Here is a 14,097-nt window from a genome sequence, read left to right on the forward strand (position 1 = left end):
CATCGAAGTCGCTGACACGTTCGGCGCACGATGTGAGAATAGTCATTTACAGTATCTGAAAGGATCACTTCACTGTCGCGGAGGGGCGGTCGATGGCCATGACCAACGGTCCGGGGAGCCTACTGCGCGCAGGCGTGGGGCTTGCCACGGTCGTTGCCATCGGTTCGGTCATTTGGTTTGCCGCACAACTGTTCAACGGGGCCCTGTTCGACAATTCGGTACCGGTCACCGTCATCGCCGACCGAGCCGGGCTGATGATGAATCCGGCGGCAAAGGTCAAGATGCGCGACGTCGAGGTCGGCAGGGTCGCCTCGATCGAGGAAGGCGACCACGGCACTGCGATCATTCGTCTGGCCATGGATCCGGCCAGCCTGAAGCGCATTCCGGCCAACGTGTCGGTCGACATATCGGCGACAACGGTTTTCGGATCCAAATATGTGCAGCTGACATCCCCGCAGACCGCCGCCGTGGGCACCTTGCGAGCCGGTGAGGTCATCGCCGCCGACCGGGTCACCGTGGAGGTCAACACCGTCTTCCAGCAGCTCAACGAGGTGGTCTCGGCGGTGCAACCCGAAAAGTTGAACACCGTGGTCACCGCGTTGGCCGCCGGCTTGGCCGGTCGCGGCCAACAGTTGGGTGCCACCATCGCCGATGCCGACGGGCTGCTGAACCGGCTGCGACCCAGCCTGCCCAGCCTTCGCCACGACCTGGCCGCGACACCGTCAGTGGTGAGCACGTTTGCTGATGTGACGCCCGATCTGATGACGACACTGCGGAATTCGAGTCGGCTCAGTGCCCTGGTCGTCGATCAGCAGGCGAATCTGGAGCGCTCCCTGCTCAGCCTGGTCGGCTTGGCCGACGCCGGCAACGATGTCATCGGAGGTAACCGGGGCGCCCTGTCCGATACCCTGCGCCTGCTGGTACCGACCACTGATCTGCTGAACCGTTACAACCCGGCTCTGTACTGCCTGCTGAGCGGACTGATCCCGTTGGTCAAGGCCCCACCGCTGCGCCTGCCCGGCGCAGAGGTCAGTACCGGCTTCACCTGGGGAGTCGAACGCTACCGCTACCCACAGGATCTACCGAAGGTGGCGGCCACCGGCGGACCGCAGTGCGCGGGGTTGCCCGTTGCGTTCGAGAAGCGCCCGCCCTATGTGGTTGCCGATACCGGCGCCAACCCGTACCGCTACGGCAACCCCGGCATCGTGCTCAACGCCGATGGACTCAAACAAGTGCTGTTCGGACCGACCGACGGACCGCCCCGCAACAGCATGCAGATCGGCCATCCGGGATGAACGGTGCCAGAAGAACGCTCGTCAAGTTCAGTGCGTTCGCTGTGGTGATGTTCCTGGTGACGGTCGGTCTGGTGGTGGTGTTCAGCGAGTACCGCGGCGGCCGGGCCAACGCCTATTCCGCGACATTTGCCGACACCTCGGGGTTGAAGTCCGGGGATTCGGTGCGCGCGGCGGGCCTGCGGGTGGGGACGGTGACCGGCGTTTCTCTCAAGCCGGACAAGACCGTGGTGGTCGACTTCGACGCGGAACCGTCGGTCGTCCTGACCCTCGGAAGCCGGGTGGCCGTGCGCTATCTGAACCTGGTGGGCGACCGATACCTGGAGTTGGTCGATGCGCCCGGCTCCACCGCAGTCCTTCCGGCGGGCAGCCGCATACCGATCGACCAGACGGCGCCTGCTCTCGATCTCGATGTGCTGCTGGGGGGCCTCAAACCGGTGATCCAGGGGCTCAATCCGGCAGACGTCAACACGCTCACGGCGTCTCTGGTGCAGATCATGCAGGGGCAGGGACCCACGATGGAGTCGCTGTTCTCCAAGACATCGTCGTTCACCAACACTTTGGCAGACAACCAGCAGGTGCTCGAGCAGTTGATCGACAACCTCAACACAGCGATGGCCTCGATGTCACGTGACGGTGAGCATTTCGCCGGCGCCATTCGGCGGCTGGATCGACTGGTCGGCGAACTGGCACAGGAACGCGAGCCGATCGGCGCCGCGATCGATGCACTGAGCGCCGGAACCACGTCACTCGCCCAGCTGCTCACGCATGCACGCCCCCCGCTGACCGCGACGATCGCTGAGTTGGGCCGGCTGGCTCCCAACCTCGAGGGCGGCAACGACGATCTCGAAGCCGCCCTGATGAAGGCGCCCGACAACTATCGCAAGCTCGCCCGGATCGGGGCATACGGCAGCTTCCTGAACTACTACCTGTGCGGCATCCAGATCCGGGTCAGCGATCTGCAGGGGCGAACCGCGGTGTTCCCGTGGATCAAGCAGGAAACCGGAAGGTGTGCCGAGGCGCCATGATCAGATACCGCGGTGCACATCTGGCGCGGGGCGGCTTCCTCGGGTCCGTGGTCATCCTGCTGGTCATTGCCGTGGGCATGCGCCCGGAACTCTTCACCGAATGGGCCACATCTGCTCGCTACCAGGCGGAATTCCTCGAGGCGGGAGGGCTCAGCGTCGGCAACAAGGTGACGGTTTCGGGAATCAAGGTCGGATCGGTCACCGAGGTCTCCTTGGTGCGTGGCCGGGCGATGGTGGACTTCACCGTCGAGCGCAAGGTGGTGCTGGGATCGGAGACCACCGCCCACATCCGAACCGGGACCCTGCTCGGTGAGCGAATCCTCACGCTCGAGTCCGCCGGTCCCGGGGTGCTCGCTCCCCGAGCGGTGATTCCGGCCGCACGGACGGCATCACCTTATGCACTGTCGGAGGCCGTCGGTGAATTGACGGCCAACACCGCCGGAACCAGCTTCGACACGCTGAACCGATCACTGGACACGCTTGCCGACACCATCAACGAGATCGCTCCCCAACTCGGTCCCACGTTCGACGGACTGACCCGCCTGTCGCGATCTCTCAACAGCCGCAATCAGCAGGTGAGCGCCCTGCTGGACTCCACCCGGAAGGTCGTCGGAACCCTCGCCGATCACAGCAGCCAGGTCAACCAACTGATCCTCAACTCCAACGATCTCCTGGCGATTCTGGTGCCGCGGCGGCAGGCCATCGTCACTCTGCTTCATGCGACCTCCGCGCTGTCCCGGGAACTGTCGGCGCTGATTGCCGACAACGAGCAGGAGCTGGCACCGATGCTGGCGAAGCTGAACTCCGTAACGGCGGTGCTGGAGAGGAATCGGGACAACTTGGCCGAGGCTCTTCCCGGTCTCACCAAATACCTGTCCACGCTGAGCGAGATCGTGTCCAACGGCCCGTATTACACCGCGTACGTGCCGAACCTGATTCCGGGACAGTTCACCCAGGCATTCCTGGACTACATGTTCGGCTTCCGGCGGGGCGTCAACGCCGGCCAGCCTCCCGACAACGCCGGACCGCGAGCGGAGCTGCCCCTGCCGTACAACGGAATTCCGGAGCGGCCGTGATGACACTGAGAAACGCGCCACGGCGGGTGGTTGCGGTGGCGGCGATGATTCTGGTCGCGGTGCTGCTCGTCGGGACCGGCTTGGTCATCCGCGGGACCGTGTTCACACCCAAGACGTTCAGCGCGGCGTTCACCAAGGCCACCGGAATCTACCCGGGCGACCAGGTGCGGGTGGCCGGAGTGAAGGTCGGCTTGATCAAGTCCATCCAAGCCGAGGGTGATCGGGTTGTGCTCACCTTCACGGTCGCCCGTGACGTGCCGATTCCCGCTGAAGCATCGGCCATCATCGTGGCCCCGAACCTGATCTCGGCACGGTATGTGCAGCTGACTCCGGCCTATGTGGACAGCGGGCCCACCATGCCCGACGGGGCGGTTATTCCCCTGGAGCGCACGGGTATTCCCGTGGAGTGGGATGAGGTCAAGGAGCAGCTCAACCGGCTGGCCACCGAGCTCGGCGCCGGCGACGGTGTCTCGGGCACATCGCTGTCGCGATTGGTCGACAGCACGGCCGCCGCGTTCGCCGGCAACGGTGACAAGTTCAGGGAGACGCTGCGTCAGTTGGCTGGGACCGGCCGTATCCTCGCCGAGGGCAGCGGGGATCTGGTCGAGACGATCAAGAACCTCGCCACCTTCATCGGCGCCCTGCGCGACAGCAACACCCAGATCGTGCAGTTCCAGGATCGGCTGGCAACGCTGACAAGCGTCATCGACGGCAGCAGATCCGACCTTGATGCGGCGTTGGCCGACGTCTCCGGGATCGTCGAGGATGTGCGACGTTTCGTCGCCGGCACGCGTGCCGGTGCCGGCGAGCAGATCCAGCGACTGGCCACTGTCACCCAAGTGCTCGTCGACGGGCAGCGCAACCTCGAGCAGCTCCTCCATGTCAGTCCGACCGCGATAGCCAACACGCTCAACTTCTTCGATCCCCGGGACGGCGGGATCGTGGGCACCTTCGCGTTCGCCAACTTCGCCAATCCGCTGAAGTTCATCTGCGGGGCGATCGGTGCGATAGAGAACGTCACGGCGGCGGAGTCGGCGAAGCTGTGCGCTCAGTACCTCGGACCGGCGCTGAACGCCATGGACTTCAACTATCTGCCGTTCGGTGTCAACCCCTTCTTGGCTGCGGTGCCGCCGGCGCAGGATTACATCTACAGCGATCCCGAACTGGCCCCGGGGGGATCGGGGCCATCCCCGGGACCGCCGGAGACGCCACCGGCGGTGTCGGCCTACACCGGTGCCGACAACGATGTCCCCCCGCCGGCGGGGTACGTTCCGCTGCCCGGTCCGAGCAACCTGCCCGAGCTGCTGTTGCCTGGACAGCCCAACGACGAGGGTGCGGGCCGATGAGGCTGGCGCAGATCATCAATCGGGTGACCGCGCTGGCCTGCTGCGTAGCTGTGGCGACGGTCGGCTGCGGATTCCGGGGGATCAACTCCCTGCCCTTGCCCGGTACTGTCGGCACCGGGCCGACGGCACTGCTCTATCACCTTCAGGTCGCCAACATCGGCACTCTGGAGTCCAATTCGCCGGTCATGGTCGAGAACGTGGTGGTAGGCAGTGTTCGTCAGATGAGGTTCAACAACTGGCATGTCGATGTCGACGTGACGGTTCGTCCGGGGACCCGGGTTCCCGCCAATGCGGTTGCCACCGTCGGTCAGACAAGCCTGCTCGGCTCCATGCATGTGGCCCTGGACCCGCCGCTGGGGTCGGCTCCGGAGGGGATCCTGGAACCGAACTCGACGATTCCGCTGTCGGCGACCTCGTCCTACCCTTCCACCGAGCGGACACTCGCATCGCTGTCGGCACTGGTCAACGGGGGCGGCCTCGGGCAGATCGGCGACATCGTGCACGGCGTCAACACCGCATTGTCAGGACGTGAGCCCCAAGTCAGAGAACTGTTGGAACGCCTGGAGGAGTTCGTCGACCTGTTCGATCAGCAGCGCGGTGATGTCATCGAATCCGTCCAGGCACTTGATCGGCTGTCCGGCCAGCTGGCCACCCAGCGCGAGGTGATGTCGTCGGCCCTGCGCAGTCTTCCGGCGGCGCTGGACGTGTTGATACAACAGCGGCCCACGTTCACCTCGGCACTGGAAAAGTTGGGCCGGCTGGGGGATACGGCGCGCACTCTGGTCGACGAATCTCAAGCGGACCTGGTCGCCGATCTGGAGAAGCTCGCACCGACGCTGAAGGCCCTCGCCGATGTCGGACCTGAGATCGCGGCCGTACTCGGCTATCTGCCCACCGCCCCGTTCAGCCAGAACATCGTCGACCGGGGAGTTCGAGGCGATTTCATGAATCTTTTCGTCATCCTCGATTTCACGACGGCGCGGCTGAAGCGAACTCTGCTGGCCGGCACGCGCTTCGAGGACCAGAACGCGCAACTCGTGCCGGCTCCCGGTGATATCGGCTACGACGCGTATTACACCCGCAACCCCTTGGGCGCCCCTATCTCCCCGCCGCCGGCCACCTGGGAGGAAGCGCTGAAGATTCAGCCACCACCCCAACCGGGCGGTGGTGGCTGATGTTCACCCGCCTTGTTCGGCTCCAGTTGATCATCTTTGCCATTGCCGCGGTCGTGGGTATCACGGTCATGGCTTTCGGCTATCTGCGCCTTCCGGTCCTTCTGGGGATAGGGCGCATCACCGTCACCCTCGAACTGCCCTCCGGCGGCGGGCTTTACGAATTCGGCAATGTGACATATCGGGGAGTGCAGGTCGGGGTCGTCGTGGACGTCGCACTGACCCCCTCCGGGGCCGAAGCCACCCTCTCGCTGGAAACCAGCCCGCGGATACCCGCCGATCTGATCGCGGAGGTGCACAGCCTGTCGGCCGTGGGCGAGCAGTATGTGGATCTGTTGCCGCGCGGGTCGGGGCCACCGTACTTGGAGAACGGCTCGGTGATCTCGATGCGCAACAGCACAGTCCCGCAGCCCGTTGGCCCCATGCTCGACAACGCCAGCGCTCTTCTGAAGAGCCTGCCCAAAGACAAGATCACCGCGTTGCTCGACGAGTCGGCCAAGGGGCTCGCCGATGCCGGGTACGACCTCGGATCGCTGTTCGATTCGGCCGCTGTCATCTCGCGTGCCTCCCACAGCGTGACAGAGCAGATCCGTTCACTGATCGAGGACAGCGCGCCACTGCTGGACGGGGCAGCGCAGTCGTCCGATGCAACCAGGGTCTGGGCACGTGCAATGGCCGGTGTCACCGACCAGGTCGTCGCCGACGAACCGCATGTGCGCACTCTCCTCGCGCAGGGGCCGGCAACACTTGACGAGGTTTCGCGGCTGCTGGAGGACGTCAAGCCGACGCTGCCGGTGTTATTGGCCAACCTGGCCAGCCTCGGCCAGGTCGCAGTCACCTACAATCCTTCGTTGGAACAACTTTTGGTGCTTGTTCCCCCGTTTTTCGGGGGAATGGGCGCGTTGTCGCACATCGCAAACGCGACGGGATATCCGCTGGGCGACTTCCGGGTGGGGCTCAATGATCCGCCGCCGTGCACGGTGGGCTTCCTGCCGCCGTCGCAGTGGCGCTCACCGGCCGACACGACCACCATTGATACGCCGGACGGGTTGTACTGCAAGCTGCCCCAGGATTCACCGATTCTGGTTCGGGGCCTGCGCAATCTGCCGTGTATGGCGCACCCCGGTAAGCGTGCTCCGACCGTGGAGATCTGTGACAGCGACAAACCGTTCCAACCCATCGCGATGCGCCAGCACGCTCTGGGCCCGTACCCGTTCGACCCCAATCTGCTCGCCCAGGGCATCCCGGCTGACAGCCGGGTCGACGAGGGGGACCGACTTTACGCGCCGGTCGAGGGAACTCCACTGCCGCCGGGTGCGCGTCCCAGCTCGGCGCACACCACCGGTGATGACGGCCCGCGGATCGCCGTGGCCACCTACGATCCGCAGACAGGTCGCTACCTGGGTCCCGATGGTGTTGCCCGCAGCCAAGCGGATCTGAAAGTGTCCACCGCAGAGCAGAGTTGGCAGGACCTTGTCCTGCGTGATGAGTGAGCCATGCGCAGATTCGCCCTGACAACGGCCGGACTGGCGGCGCTGGTGGTGATGGGTCCGCCGGCGCAGGCCGACCCGAACAAGTACGCAGTCAACGGCCGGTTCACGGTGATCTCGGACGGGCAGTGGGCCAAGACGAATGACCGGTACGCCGACGAGTTGACCGTGACGAGCACCTGGACGATCACGACGAGTTGCAGCACGGTGCTCGAGTGCTCCGGCCGGGTGAGCAGTGATCAGGGCTGGACGGCGGACGTGAGCTACACCAAGCCGATGTGGTACGTCACACGCCGGATTGAGAACTGGATGACCTGCCCGGACGGTACGTCGGTCGATGGACAGCAGACGTTCAAGTTCTTCGTCGACCAGTATGCCTTGCCGCTTCTCCGCGGCTGGGACAACACCGTCGGCCCCAGCGGAGCGTGCGGAGTCAACAAGGTGCTCAATATCGAGATGCCGTTGAAGCTGGTCCCGTTGGATTAGTCGACCATCAGCGCGATGGTGTCCACCACGCATGCAGGCCGGTCCGACCCGTCCACCTCTACCGACACCCGCACCGTGGCCTTGGCGCCCTTCTTGTCCCGCTCCACCCCGATCAGTTCCGCGCCGCCCCGGATACGTGAGTCAACCGGCACCGGCGCGGGAAACCGGAGCTTGTCCACGCCGTAATTCATCTGCATCGACAGCCCCGTCACCTGGTAGATCTGCTTGACCAGGATCGGGATCAGCGCCAGGGTCAGGTATCCGTGGGCGATGGTGCGCCCGTACGGTCCGGAGGCAGCGCGCTCGGGATCGACGTGTATCCACTGGTGGTCACCGGTGGCGGCGGCGAACAGGTCGATCTGCTCCTGCGTGATGGTGTGCCAGCCGCTGTAGCCGAGGTGCTCGCCGACATGGGCTTGCAGGTCGGCGACCCCCTGGTAGATCGTTGGCTCGGTCGCAGACTGGGTCACACCGCAACCTTGTTGAGGCGCAGCTGTTTGAGCGCGTTTCCGCCCATGATCTTCGCCTTGGCAGTGTCGGACAGGCCCTCCAGCCGATCGACGAAGCTCAAGGGCTCACCGATGCCCTCCGGGTGCGGATAGTCGGAGCCGAACATCACGTGGTCTTCGCCCATGATTTCCACAATGCCCTCGATGTCGTCTTCCAGGAACGGGTGAATGTAGATGTTGCGCTTGAAGACCTCTACCGGATGCTCGTCGAACTCTTTGGGCATCACGCGGTAGGCCTTCTCCAATTGGCGGAGCAGATTGCGCACCCACCCACTGCCGTTCTCCACGACCAGGACCCGCAGATCGGGGAATCTGGTCAGCGCGCCGTGGCAGATCAGTGCCGCCAGCGTGTCCTCGATGGCGCGGAATCCCATCACCACCTCGCGCAGGGCGCTGGTCTTGAAGGACAGGTACTCGTTGCCGCCCTCCCATTCCATCAGGTGTTTCTGATATCCGCTGTCGGAGGCGTGCAGCGTCACCGGCATATCTGCCTTGACGACCTCCTCCCAGAACGGGTCGAACTCGGGCAGGCCCATGGAGCGCGAACCCCCGAACCGGCTGGGCACCGGCGCGGGACGCACCAGGAACGTCTTCATGCCGCGCTCGAGGCAGTAGTGGAACTCGCGAATGGCTTCCTCGACGATGGGCAGGCAGATCACCGGGGTCGCAAAGATACGGTCCTGATAGTTGAAGGTCCAGTGCTCGTGCATCCATTCGTTGAGCGCGTGGATGATCGCATGAGTCAGGATTACGTCATCGGTGGTGCGCTCTTCGATGAGGCTCGCCAGGGTCGGATACATCACGCACTGGTCGATGCCCAGTTCGTCCATCAACTCCAGGCGCGGGGCCGGGTACTGATAGGCGGGGATCACATCCATTGGCTCGCCGATGAACTGACGGAAGTCCAGCCCCTCAGGGTTGTTGCCGAGGAAGTAGTCTTCGGCGCTGCCGGGGCGGGCAACCCGTGCGAACGTCGGGTTGGGGATCATGTGGCTGATGTGGTCCTTGACCACCAGCTTGGGACGCCCGTTCACCTCGACATAGCCGACCTTGCCCCGGTGTTCGGCGGGAAGGTACTTGAGCAGCGCATCCTCTGTCTCGTACATGTGGTTGTCGATGTCGAACACCGGGTAGGGAAGCGAGCGGGCAGGCATGAGGCTGAATCCTCCTCGGACCAGTGATAATTATCATTTACTCTCAGCGGAAACGACGTTATCACTCTGACTGCCCAACATCCACATCCTGGCCGAATCAGCCCTCCGACCAGGCAGTCATCACGTCTTCGGTGCAGGTCACGGTCGCCAGCAGCGCCAGGGTGTTATCGATGACCGCCTCGGCGTATTCGCTGGGGTAGCCCGCGACCGCGTCGCGGGGGAGTACGAATTGATAGCTTCGGTTCACGGCGTCCATCACAAAGTTGGTTATCGCCACATTCACCGAAACGCCGACGCCGACAATGGTTGTGATGCCCATGTTGCGTAACACGGAGTCGAGGTCGGTGCCCGTCATGGGGCTGAGACCGTGGGTGCGGGTGAGCACCAGATCGGACTCGTGTGGGCCGAGCCCCGGCAGCAGTGACGCCCCGGCGCTGCCGGGGGTCAGGTCCGCGCCGAAAGAACTTCCGGCTGCGAACAGTCGGGCATTCGAATTGGACCCGCGACCGTCGGTCCGGCGCTGGATCAGGCAATGTACGACGGCGACGCCCGCTGCGCGGGCCGCCGGCAGCAGCTTGGTGATGTTCGGGATCGCCTCTTGCTCCGCCTCCCGGGCCAGCATCGGCAATCCGGCCTGGGGGCCGATCACACCGCCCTGGCACTCCTGGGTGACCAGGGCGGTGGTGCTCGGCGAGATGAGGTCACGAAGGCTGGGTCGAGGCATGAGAACACACGTTATCGTCTGAGCCAGGGCGTTTTCTAGAGGAGAGTCGATGCACCAGTGGGAACTGTTGGTCCGGGAGTCGGTGCGGCAGACACTGGCTGACTACACAGCGGCGACGGATCGTTTCGATCTGCATGCCCTCGCCGCGTGTTTCGCGCTCGAGGGCGTATTGGAGTTCACCGGTGCAGACGAGCCGCTTGTCGGGCCCCCGGCGATCGAGGCCGGCCTGGCCGCAGCGATGAGCCCGCGCGATGCGGCGCGCCGGACCCCGACATTTGTGCGACATCACGTATCCAGCATCAGATTCGGACTCGTCAACGCCGGGCGGGCCGAGGTGAGCAGCTACTTCGCGGTGCACACCGACATCGGGCTGGACCACTGGGGCAGGTACCGCGACGTGTTGGTACCCGAGAACGGCGTTTGGTTGTTCGCCCAGCGCCGGATCTCGGTGGACGCCTTCGCCGCGAACAGTCTGATGGCGGTGTGAGCAGGTATTCACGCGCTGACGAATTCCTTGGCGAAGGTCTGCGCGCGCTCGACGTATTCGTCGCGGTCATCGCCGGAGGGTGCGACGGTCAGCCACGTGACGCCGGCAGCGGCCAGGCGGTCGATCAGGTCGTGTCGTTCATCGGCAGACCGGTCCTCGTCCAGCATGTTTCCCGCCGAGAAGCAGATGTCCAAGGGGGCGCTACGGCCTACCTCGGCGGCGTAACCTCTGGCCCATGCGATCGCCGATTCCAGTTCCTCCACGGTGGAGATCTCGGCGGTACGAGACGCGGTGGCATAGCCGAAGGTGTTGAACGGCGCCCACCCCTGGCCCCGGTTGATCGCACGCCGAACCGCAGGCTTGCTGTTGCCGCCGATCCATACCGGTGGCCGGGTCGCCTCCGGGCGTAGCCGCACCCCGCGGGCGGCAAAGGACGTGCCGACGTAAGCGACGTCGTCACCGCTGAGTACCTGATCCAGCACGTCCAGCGCCTCATCGAGCAGTGCGCCGCGTTGGTCGAAGTCCACACCGAGCGCCCGGAACTCGGGTTTCAGATAGCCGGCCGCCGTGCCGAGGATGAGTCGGCCGCCGGACAGTACCTGGAGGCTGTGGATGGATTTGGCGCCGAGAAAGGGATTGCGGTACCCGGCGATGTAGACATTGGTGAGCAGCCGCAACGATGTCGTCGCGGCGGCCGCGAACGACAGGGCGACGAAGGGGTCCAGCGCGTGGTGCCCGCCGTGGTCAAGCCATTTGGCATCCGGGGCGGGGTGGTCGGTGACATGCACCGCCGCATATCCCGCGGCCTCGGCAAGGCGTGCGATATCGGCGATGGCCGAAGCGGTGATGAACTCATCCGTGCGATCGACGCGCTGGGTCGGCAGCTCCAGCGAAAAGGAAATCGTCAAGGGTGTCCTCCTGTCAGGCGGGTGTTGTGGTGACCAGTTCGCCGAGCCGTAGCGCGTGATGGTCGGGGTCGCCGAACATCAGCGAACTGGACTTGGCTCGCCGTACATAGAGATGCGCGTCGTGTTCCCAGGTGAAGCCCAGGCCGCCGTGGACTCGCATATTGTCGAGTGCCACCTGAGTAAACGTTTCGGAGGCAGTCAGTTTCGCCACCGATGCGGCAACGGCGAGTTCGTCCGGATCGGTCAACGCCGCCGCGTGCGCGACAGCTGAACGGGCGCCCTCGACGAGCACCAGCATGTCGGCGCACCGGTGTTTGACGGCCTGGAAGCTGCCGATCGGGCGACCGAATTGAATCCGGTCTTTGGCGTACCCGACGGCGGTGTCCAGGCAGCGCGCCGCACCACCGAGCTGCTCGGCCGCCAGCAGCATCGTGGCGACGTCGGCGACCAGGGCCAGTCCGGGCCCGGCGGCGCCGGGACGGCCGACCGGTCGGGCAGGTGCGCCGTCGAAGTGGAGGTGGCCGATCCGGCGGGTGCGGTCCAGTCCGGCAAGAGGGCGGCGGAACAGACCTTCCGCGCGTCCGTCGACGGCGAACAACGAGGTACCGGCCTCGCAGTCGGCGGCGACCAGCACGACGTCAGCGGTATGGCCGTCGAGAACCATCGGAGCATCGCCGTAAACGGTGTAGCCCACGCGGTCGTCTCCGCGGGCGGTCACTGCGATTGCCGACTCATCCCACGGGCCGAGTCGACCGTTGAGGACCAAGGTCGCGGTGGCCGAACCATCGGCGAGGGGTGGGACGAACTCGGCGATGGCGTCGTCGTCGGCGCTGCCGAGGATGGCGGGGATGGCCAGTGCCACCGTGGCGAAGAACGGCGCGCACAACAGGGCCGCGCCCATCTCCTCGAACACCACGGCCAGTTCGGCGTTGCCGGCGCCGGCGCCACCGAACCGCTCGGGGACCGCTATCCCGTGCAGCCCCAGCTCGGAGGCCATCCGGTGCCACGCGGTCGCGTCATAGCCGGTGTCGCTGTCGATCAAGCTTCTGACTGCGGCGCTGTCGGAAGTGGCGGCCAGGAACCCGCGGACGGCCTGCCGTAGTTCATCCTGCGCTGCGGTCATGGCCTCCCTCACTGTGGACAACCTCGATATAGGCATGGCCGGTTAAGGATAGTATCCTTTCTTAAAACAGAGAATAGTGATTCTCTTGAAGGGAGACGGCCGGTGACGGCGCAACTCGACTACGGGATCTTCGACTGCGATACCCATTGCTATGAAACACGCGATGCGTTTACGCGCTACTTGCCCACGGAGTTTCGCGACCGGGCCATCGCGCCGGTACGGGGCGCCGACGGCAAGGAGAGCATTCTCGCCGGGCACCGGATCGCCACCTTCAACAGTGAGGCGGGATTGGGATTCGATCTGGCCTACCGGCCGGGCTCGCTCAAAGAGATGCTCAAACAGATGGGCTCGGGAAACCCCGATGAGACCTACGAGCCGCAGCCCATGCAGCCGGAATGGCTGGAACGGGAACCGCGGCTGCGGGTGATGGCGGAGCAGAACGTCGAGCGCGCGGTCATCTTCCCGGCGGGTATGGCCTTGGCGGCCGAACACTATGTGGACGACACCGCTGCGCTCTATGCCAATATCCGCTCCTTCAACCGCTGGTTCGATGAGACCTGGGGCTTCAACCATCAGGACAAGATCTACGCCACCGCACTGCTTTCGCTGCGCGACCTTGATTCGGCTATCGCCGAGACAGAGGCGATCATCGAGCAGGGGGTCAAGCTGGTGTTGCTGCCGACCGGCCCGGCCTACGGACGCTCACCGGGGGATCCGTACTTCGACCCGATCTACGCTCGGCTTCAGGAGGCGGGCGCCACCCTGGTCTTCCATATCCAGCCGTTCTGGTATTTCACCGCGATCTCGCCCGCCTGGGGGCACACCGCCGACCCGGCGGCCTGGCACATGTCGGCCTGGCAGTGGATGAACGTCTACGGTCAGCGGCCCATCGAGGACACGTTGTCGGCACTGATCTTCGACAACCTCTTCGGGCGCTTTCCCGGGCTCAACGTTCTGGTCGCCGAGCACGGAGCGGAATGGGTGCCCCAGTTCCTGATCCACATGGACAAGAGCCGGGGCATGGGACGCAACGGACCGTGGATCGGTGGCAAGCTCACCGAGCGTCCCTCGGAGATATTCCGCCGTCATGTGGGCGTCGTGCCCTATCCCGAGGATGACATCCCCGCCATCGTCGACCGGCTCGGTTACGACGAATGCCTGCTGATGGGGTCGGACTACCCCCATGCCGAGGGCCTGGCCGAACCGGCCGACTTCGTCAAGCTGCTCGACCCGCTCGACGATGCGGCCAAGCGGCGGATCATGCGGGACAACGCCGACGCGCTGCTGCGCCGGAGCTAGCCT

General features: G+C 64.9%; 14 protein-coding genes. 9 read left to right on the forward strand and 5 right to left on the reverse strand.

Going from position 1 to position 14,097, the window contains the following annotated elements:
* Nucleotides 1–92 precede the first annotated feature (92 nt).
* Genes G6N14_RS20280 through G6N14_RS20310 form a run of 7 tightly spaced genes read left to right on the forward strand, consistent with a single transcriptional unit; the run spans nt 93 to nt 7,890 of the window.
* Nucleotides 93–1,295 (forward strand): MCE family protein, encoded by a 1,203-nt coding sequence (locus tag G6N14_RS20280; RefSeq protein WP_308214871.1) that lies wholly within the window; start codon nt 93–95, stop codon nt 1,293–1,295.
* Nucleotides 1,292–2,320: an MCE family protein gene (locus G6N14_RS20285; RefSeq protein ID WP_085136581.1), complete on the forward strand. Its 1,029-nt coding sequence runs from the start codon at nt 1,292–1,294 to the stop codon at nt 2,318–2,320. Before G6N14_RS20280 ends, G6N14_RS20285 begins: the two co-directional genes overlap by 4 nt.
* Nucleotides 2,317–3,396 carry an MCE family protein gene (locus G6N14_RS20290; RefSeq protein WP_085136582.1) on the forward strand — a complete coding sequence of 360 codons (1,080 nt, stop codon included), beginning with the start codon at nt 2,317–2,319 and terminating at the stop codon, nt 3,394–3,396. Before G6N14_RS20285 ends, G6N14_RS20290 begins: the two co-directional genes overlap by 4 nt.
* Entirely contained in the window at nt 3,396–4,742 is a 1,347-nt protein-coding gene (locus tag G6N14_RS20295; protein ID WP_085136583.1) for an MCE family protein, read from the forward strand. Before G6N14_RS20290 ends, G6N14_RS20295 begins: the two co-directional genes overlap by 1 nt.
* Nucleotides 4,739–5,917, forward strand: coding sequence for an MCE family protein (locus G6N14_RS20300; protein WP_085136584.1), 1,179 nt, complete (start codon nt 4,739–4,741; stop codon nt 5,915–5,917). Before G6N14_RS20295 ends, G6N14_RS20300 begins: the two co-directional genes overlap by 4 nt.
* Nucleotides 5,917–7,407 carry an MCE family protein gene (locus G6N14_RS20305; RefSeq protein WP_085136585.1) on the forward strand — a complete coding sequence of 497 codons (1,491 nt, stop codon included), beginning with the start codon at nt 5,917–5,919 and terminating at the stop codon, nt 7,405–7,407. Before G6N14_RS20300 ends, G6N14_RS20305 begins: the two co-directional genes overlap by 1 nt.
* 3 nt (nt 7,408–7,410) lie before the next feature.
* Complete coding sequence (locus G6N14_RS20310) at nt 7,411–7,890, forward strand: Rv2253/PknI dimerization domain-containing protein (protein ID WP_085136586.1); 480 nt, start codon at nt 7,411–7,413, stop codon at nt 7,888–7,890.
* Here the strand turns inward: G6N14_RS20310 and G6N14_RS20315 are convergent.
* From G6N14_RS20315 to G6N14_RS20325, 3 genes are all read right to left on the reverse strand, one after another.
* Nucleotides 7,887–8,360: a MaoC family dehydratase gene (locus tag G6N14_RS20315; RefSeq protein WP_085136587.1), complete on the reverse strand. Its 474-nt coding sequence runs from the start codon at nt 8,358–8,360 to the stop codon at nt 7,887–7,889. The genes G6N14_RS20310 and G6N14_RS20315 overlap by 4 nt on opposite strands.
* Entirely contained in the window at nt 8,357–9,553 is a 1,197-nt protein-coding gene (locus G6N14_RS20320; RefSeq protein WP_085136588.1) for an amidohydrolase family protein, read from the reverse strand. Before G6N14_RS20320 ends, G6N14_RS20315 begins: the two co-directional genes overlap by 4 nt.
* Before the next feature lie 97 nt (nt 9,554–9,650).
* On the reverse strand, nt 9,651–10,277 hold the full coding sequence (locus G6N14_RS20325; RefSeq protein ID WP_085136589.1) for a cysteine hydrolase family protein: 627 nt from the start codon (nt 10,275–10,277) through the stop codon (nt 9,651–9,653).
* A 49-nt stretch (nt 10,278–10,326) separates the two neighbouring features.
* On the opposite strand from G6N14_RS20325, the gene G6N14_RS20330 reads away from it, so the two are divergent.
* Nucleotides 10,327–10,764, forward strand: a complete 438-nt coding sequence (locus tag G6N14_RS20330; protein ID WP_085136590.1) for a nuclear transport factor 2 family protein — start codon at nt 10,327–10,329, stop codon at nt 10,762–10,764.
* Nucleotides 10,765–10,772: 8 nt separating this feature from the next.
* Here the strand turns inward: G6N14_RS20330 and G6N14_RS20335 are convergent, their stop codons facing one another.
* Together G6N14_RS20335 and G6N14_RS20340 are read right to left on the reverse strand one after the other, a co-directional pair.
* Nucleotides 10,773–11,672, reverse strand: coding sequence for a TIGR03619 family F420-dependent LLM class oxidoreductase (locus G6N14_RS20335; protein ID WP_085136591.1), 900 nt, complete (start codon nt 11,670–11,672; stop codon nt 10,773–10,775).
* 13 nt (nt 11,673–11,685) lie between these two features.
* Complete coding sequence (locus tag G6N14_RS20340) at nt 11,686–12,795, reverse strand: acyl-CoA dehydrogenase family protein (RefSeq protein WP_085136592.1); 1,110 nt, start codon at nt 12,793–12,795, stop codon at nt 11,686–11,688.
* A 102-nt stretch (nt 12,796–12,897) separates the two neighbouring features.
* Here G6N14_RS20340 and G6N14_RS20345 point away from each other — a divergent pair, with 102 nt between their 5' ends.
* Nucleotides 12,898–14,094 (forward strand): amidohydrolase family protein, encoded by a 1,197-nt coding sequence (locus G6N14_RS20345; protein ID WP_085136593.1) that lies wholly within the window; start codon nt 12,898–12,900, stop codon nt 14,092–14,094.
* The last annotated feature ends 3 nt before the right edge of the window (nt 14,095–14,097 follow it).

It is taken from the genome of Mycolicibacter hiberniae, assembly GCF_010729485.1.
Taxonomy (GTDB): Bacteria; Actinomycetota; Actinomycetes; order Mycobacteriales; family Mycobacteriaceae; genus Mycobacterium; species Mycobacterium hiberniae.

Coding starts and splice junctions, on each gene's coding strand:
- G6N14_RS20320 (WP_085136588.1), bottom strand. CDS start 9,553: ATGCCTGCCCGCTCGCTTCCCTACCCGGTGTTCGACATCGACAACCAC.
- G6N14_RS20285 (WP_085136581.1), top strand. CDS start 1,292: ATGAACGGTGCCAGAAGAACGCTCGTCAAGTTCAGTGCGTTCGCTGTG.
- G6N14_RS20325 (WP_085136589.1), bottom strand. CDS start 10,277: ATGCCTCGACCCAGCCTTCGTGACCTCATCTCGCCGAGCACCACCGCC.
- G6N14_RS20280 (WP_308214871.1), top strand. CDS start 93: ATGGCCATGACCAACGGTCCGGGGAGCCTACTGCGCGCAGGCGTGGGG.
- G6N14_RS20295 (WP_085136583.1), top strand. CDS start 3,396: ATGACACTGAGAAACGCGCCACGGCGGGTGGTTGCGGTGGCGGCGATG.
- G6N14_RS20290 (WP_085136582.1), top strand. CDS start 2,317: ATGATCAGATACCGCGGTGCACATCTGGCGCGGGGCGGCTTCCTCGGG.
- G6N14_RS20340 (WP_085136592.1), bottom strand. CDS start 12,795: ATGACCGCAGCGCAGGATGAACTACGGCAGGCCGTCCGCGGGTTCCTG.
- G6N14_RS20305 (WP_085136585.1), top strand. CDS start 5,917: ATGTTCACCCGCCTTGTTCGGCTCCAGTTGATCATCTTTGCCATTGCC.
- G6N14_RS20330 (WP_085136590.1), top strand. CDS start 10,327: ATGCACCAGTGGGAACTGTTGGTCCGGGAGTCGGTGCGGCAGACACTG.
- G6N14_RS20310 (WP_085136586.1), top strand. CDS start 7,411: ATGCGCAGATTCGCCCTGACAACGGCCGGACTGGCGGCGCTGGTGGTG.
- G6N14_RS20300 (WP_085136584.1), top strand. CDS start 4,739: ATGAGGCTGGCGCAGATCATCAATCGGGTGACCGCGCTGGCCTGCTGC.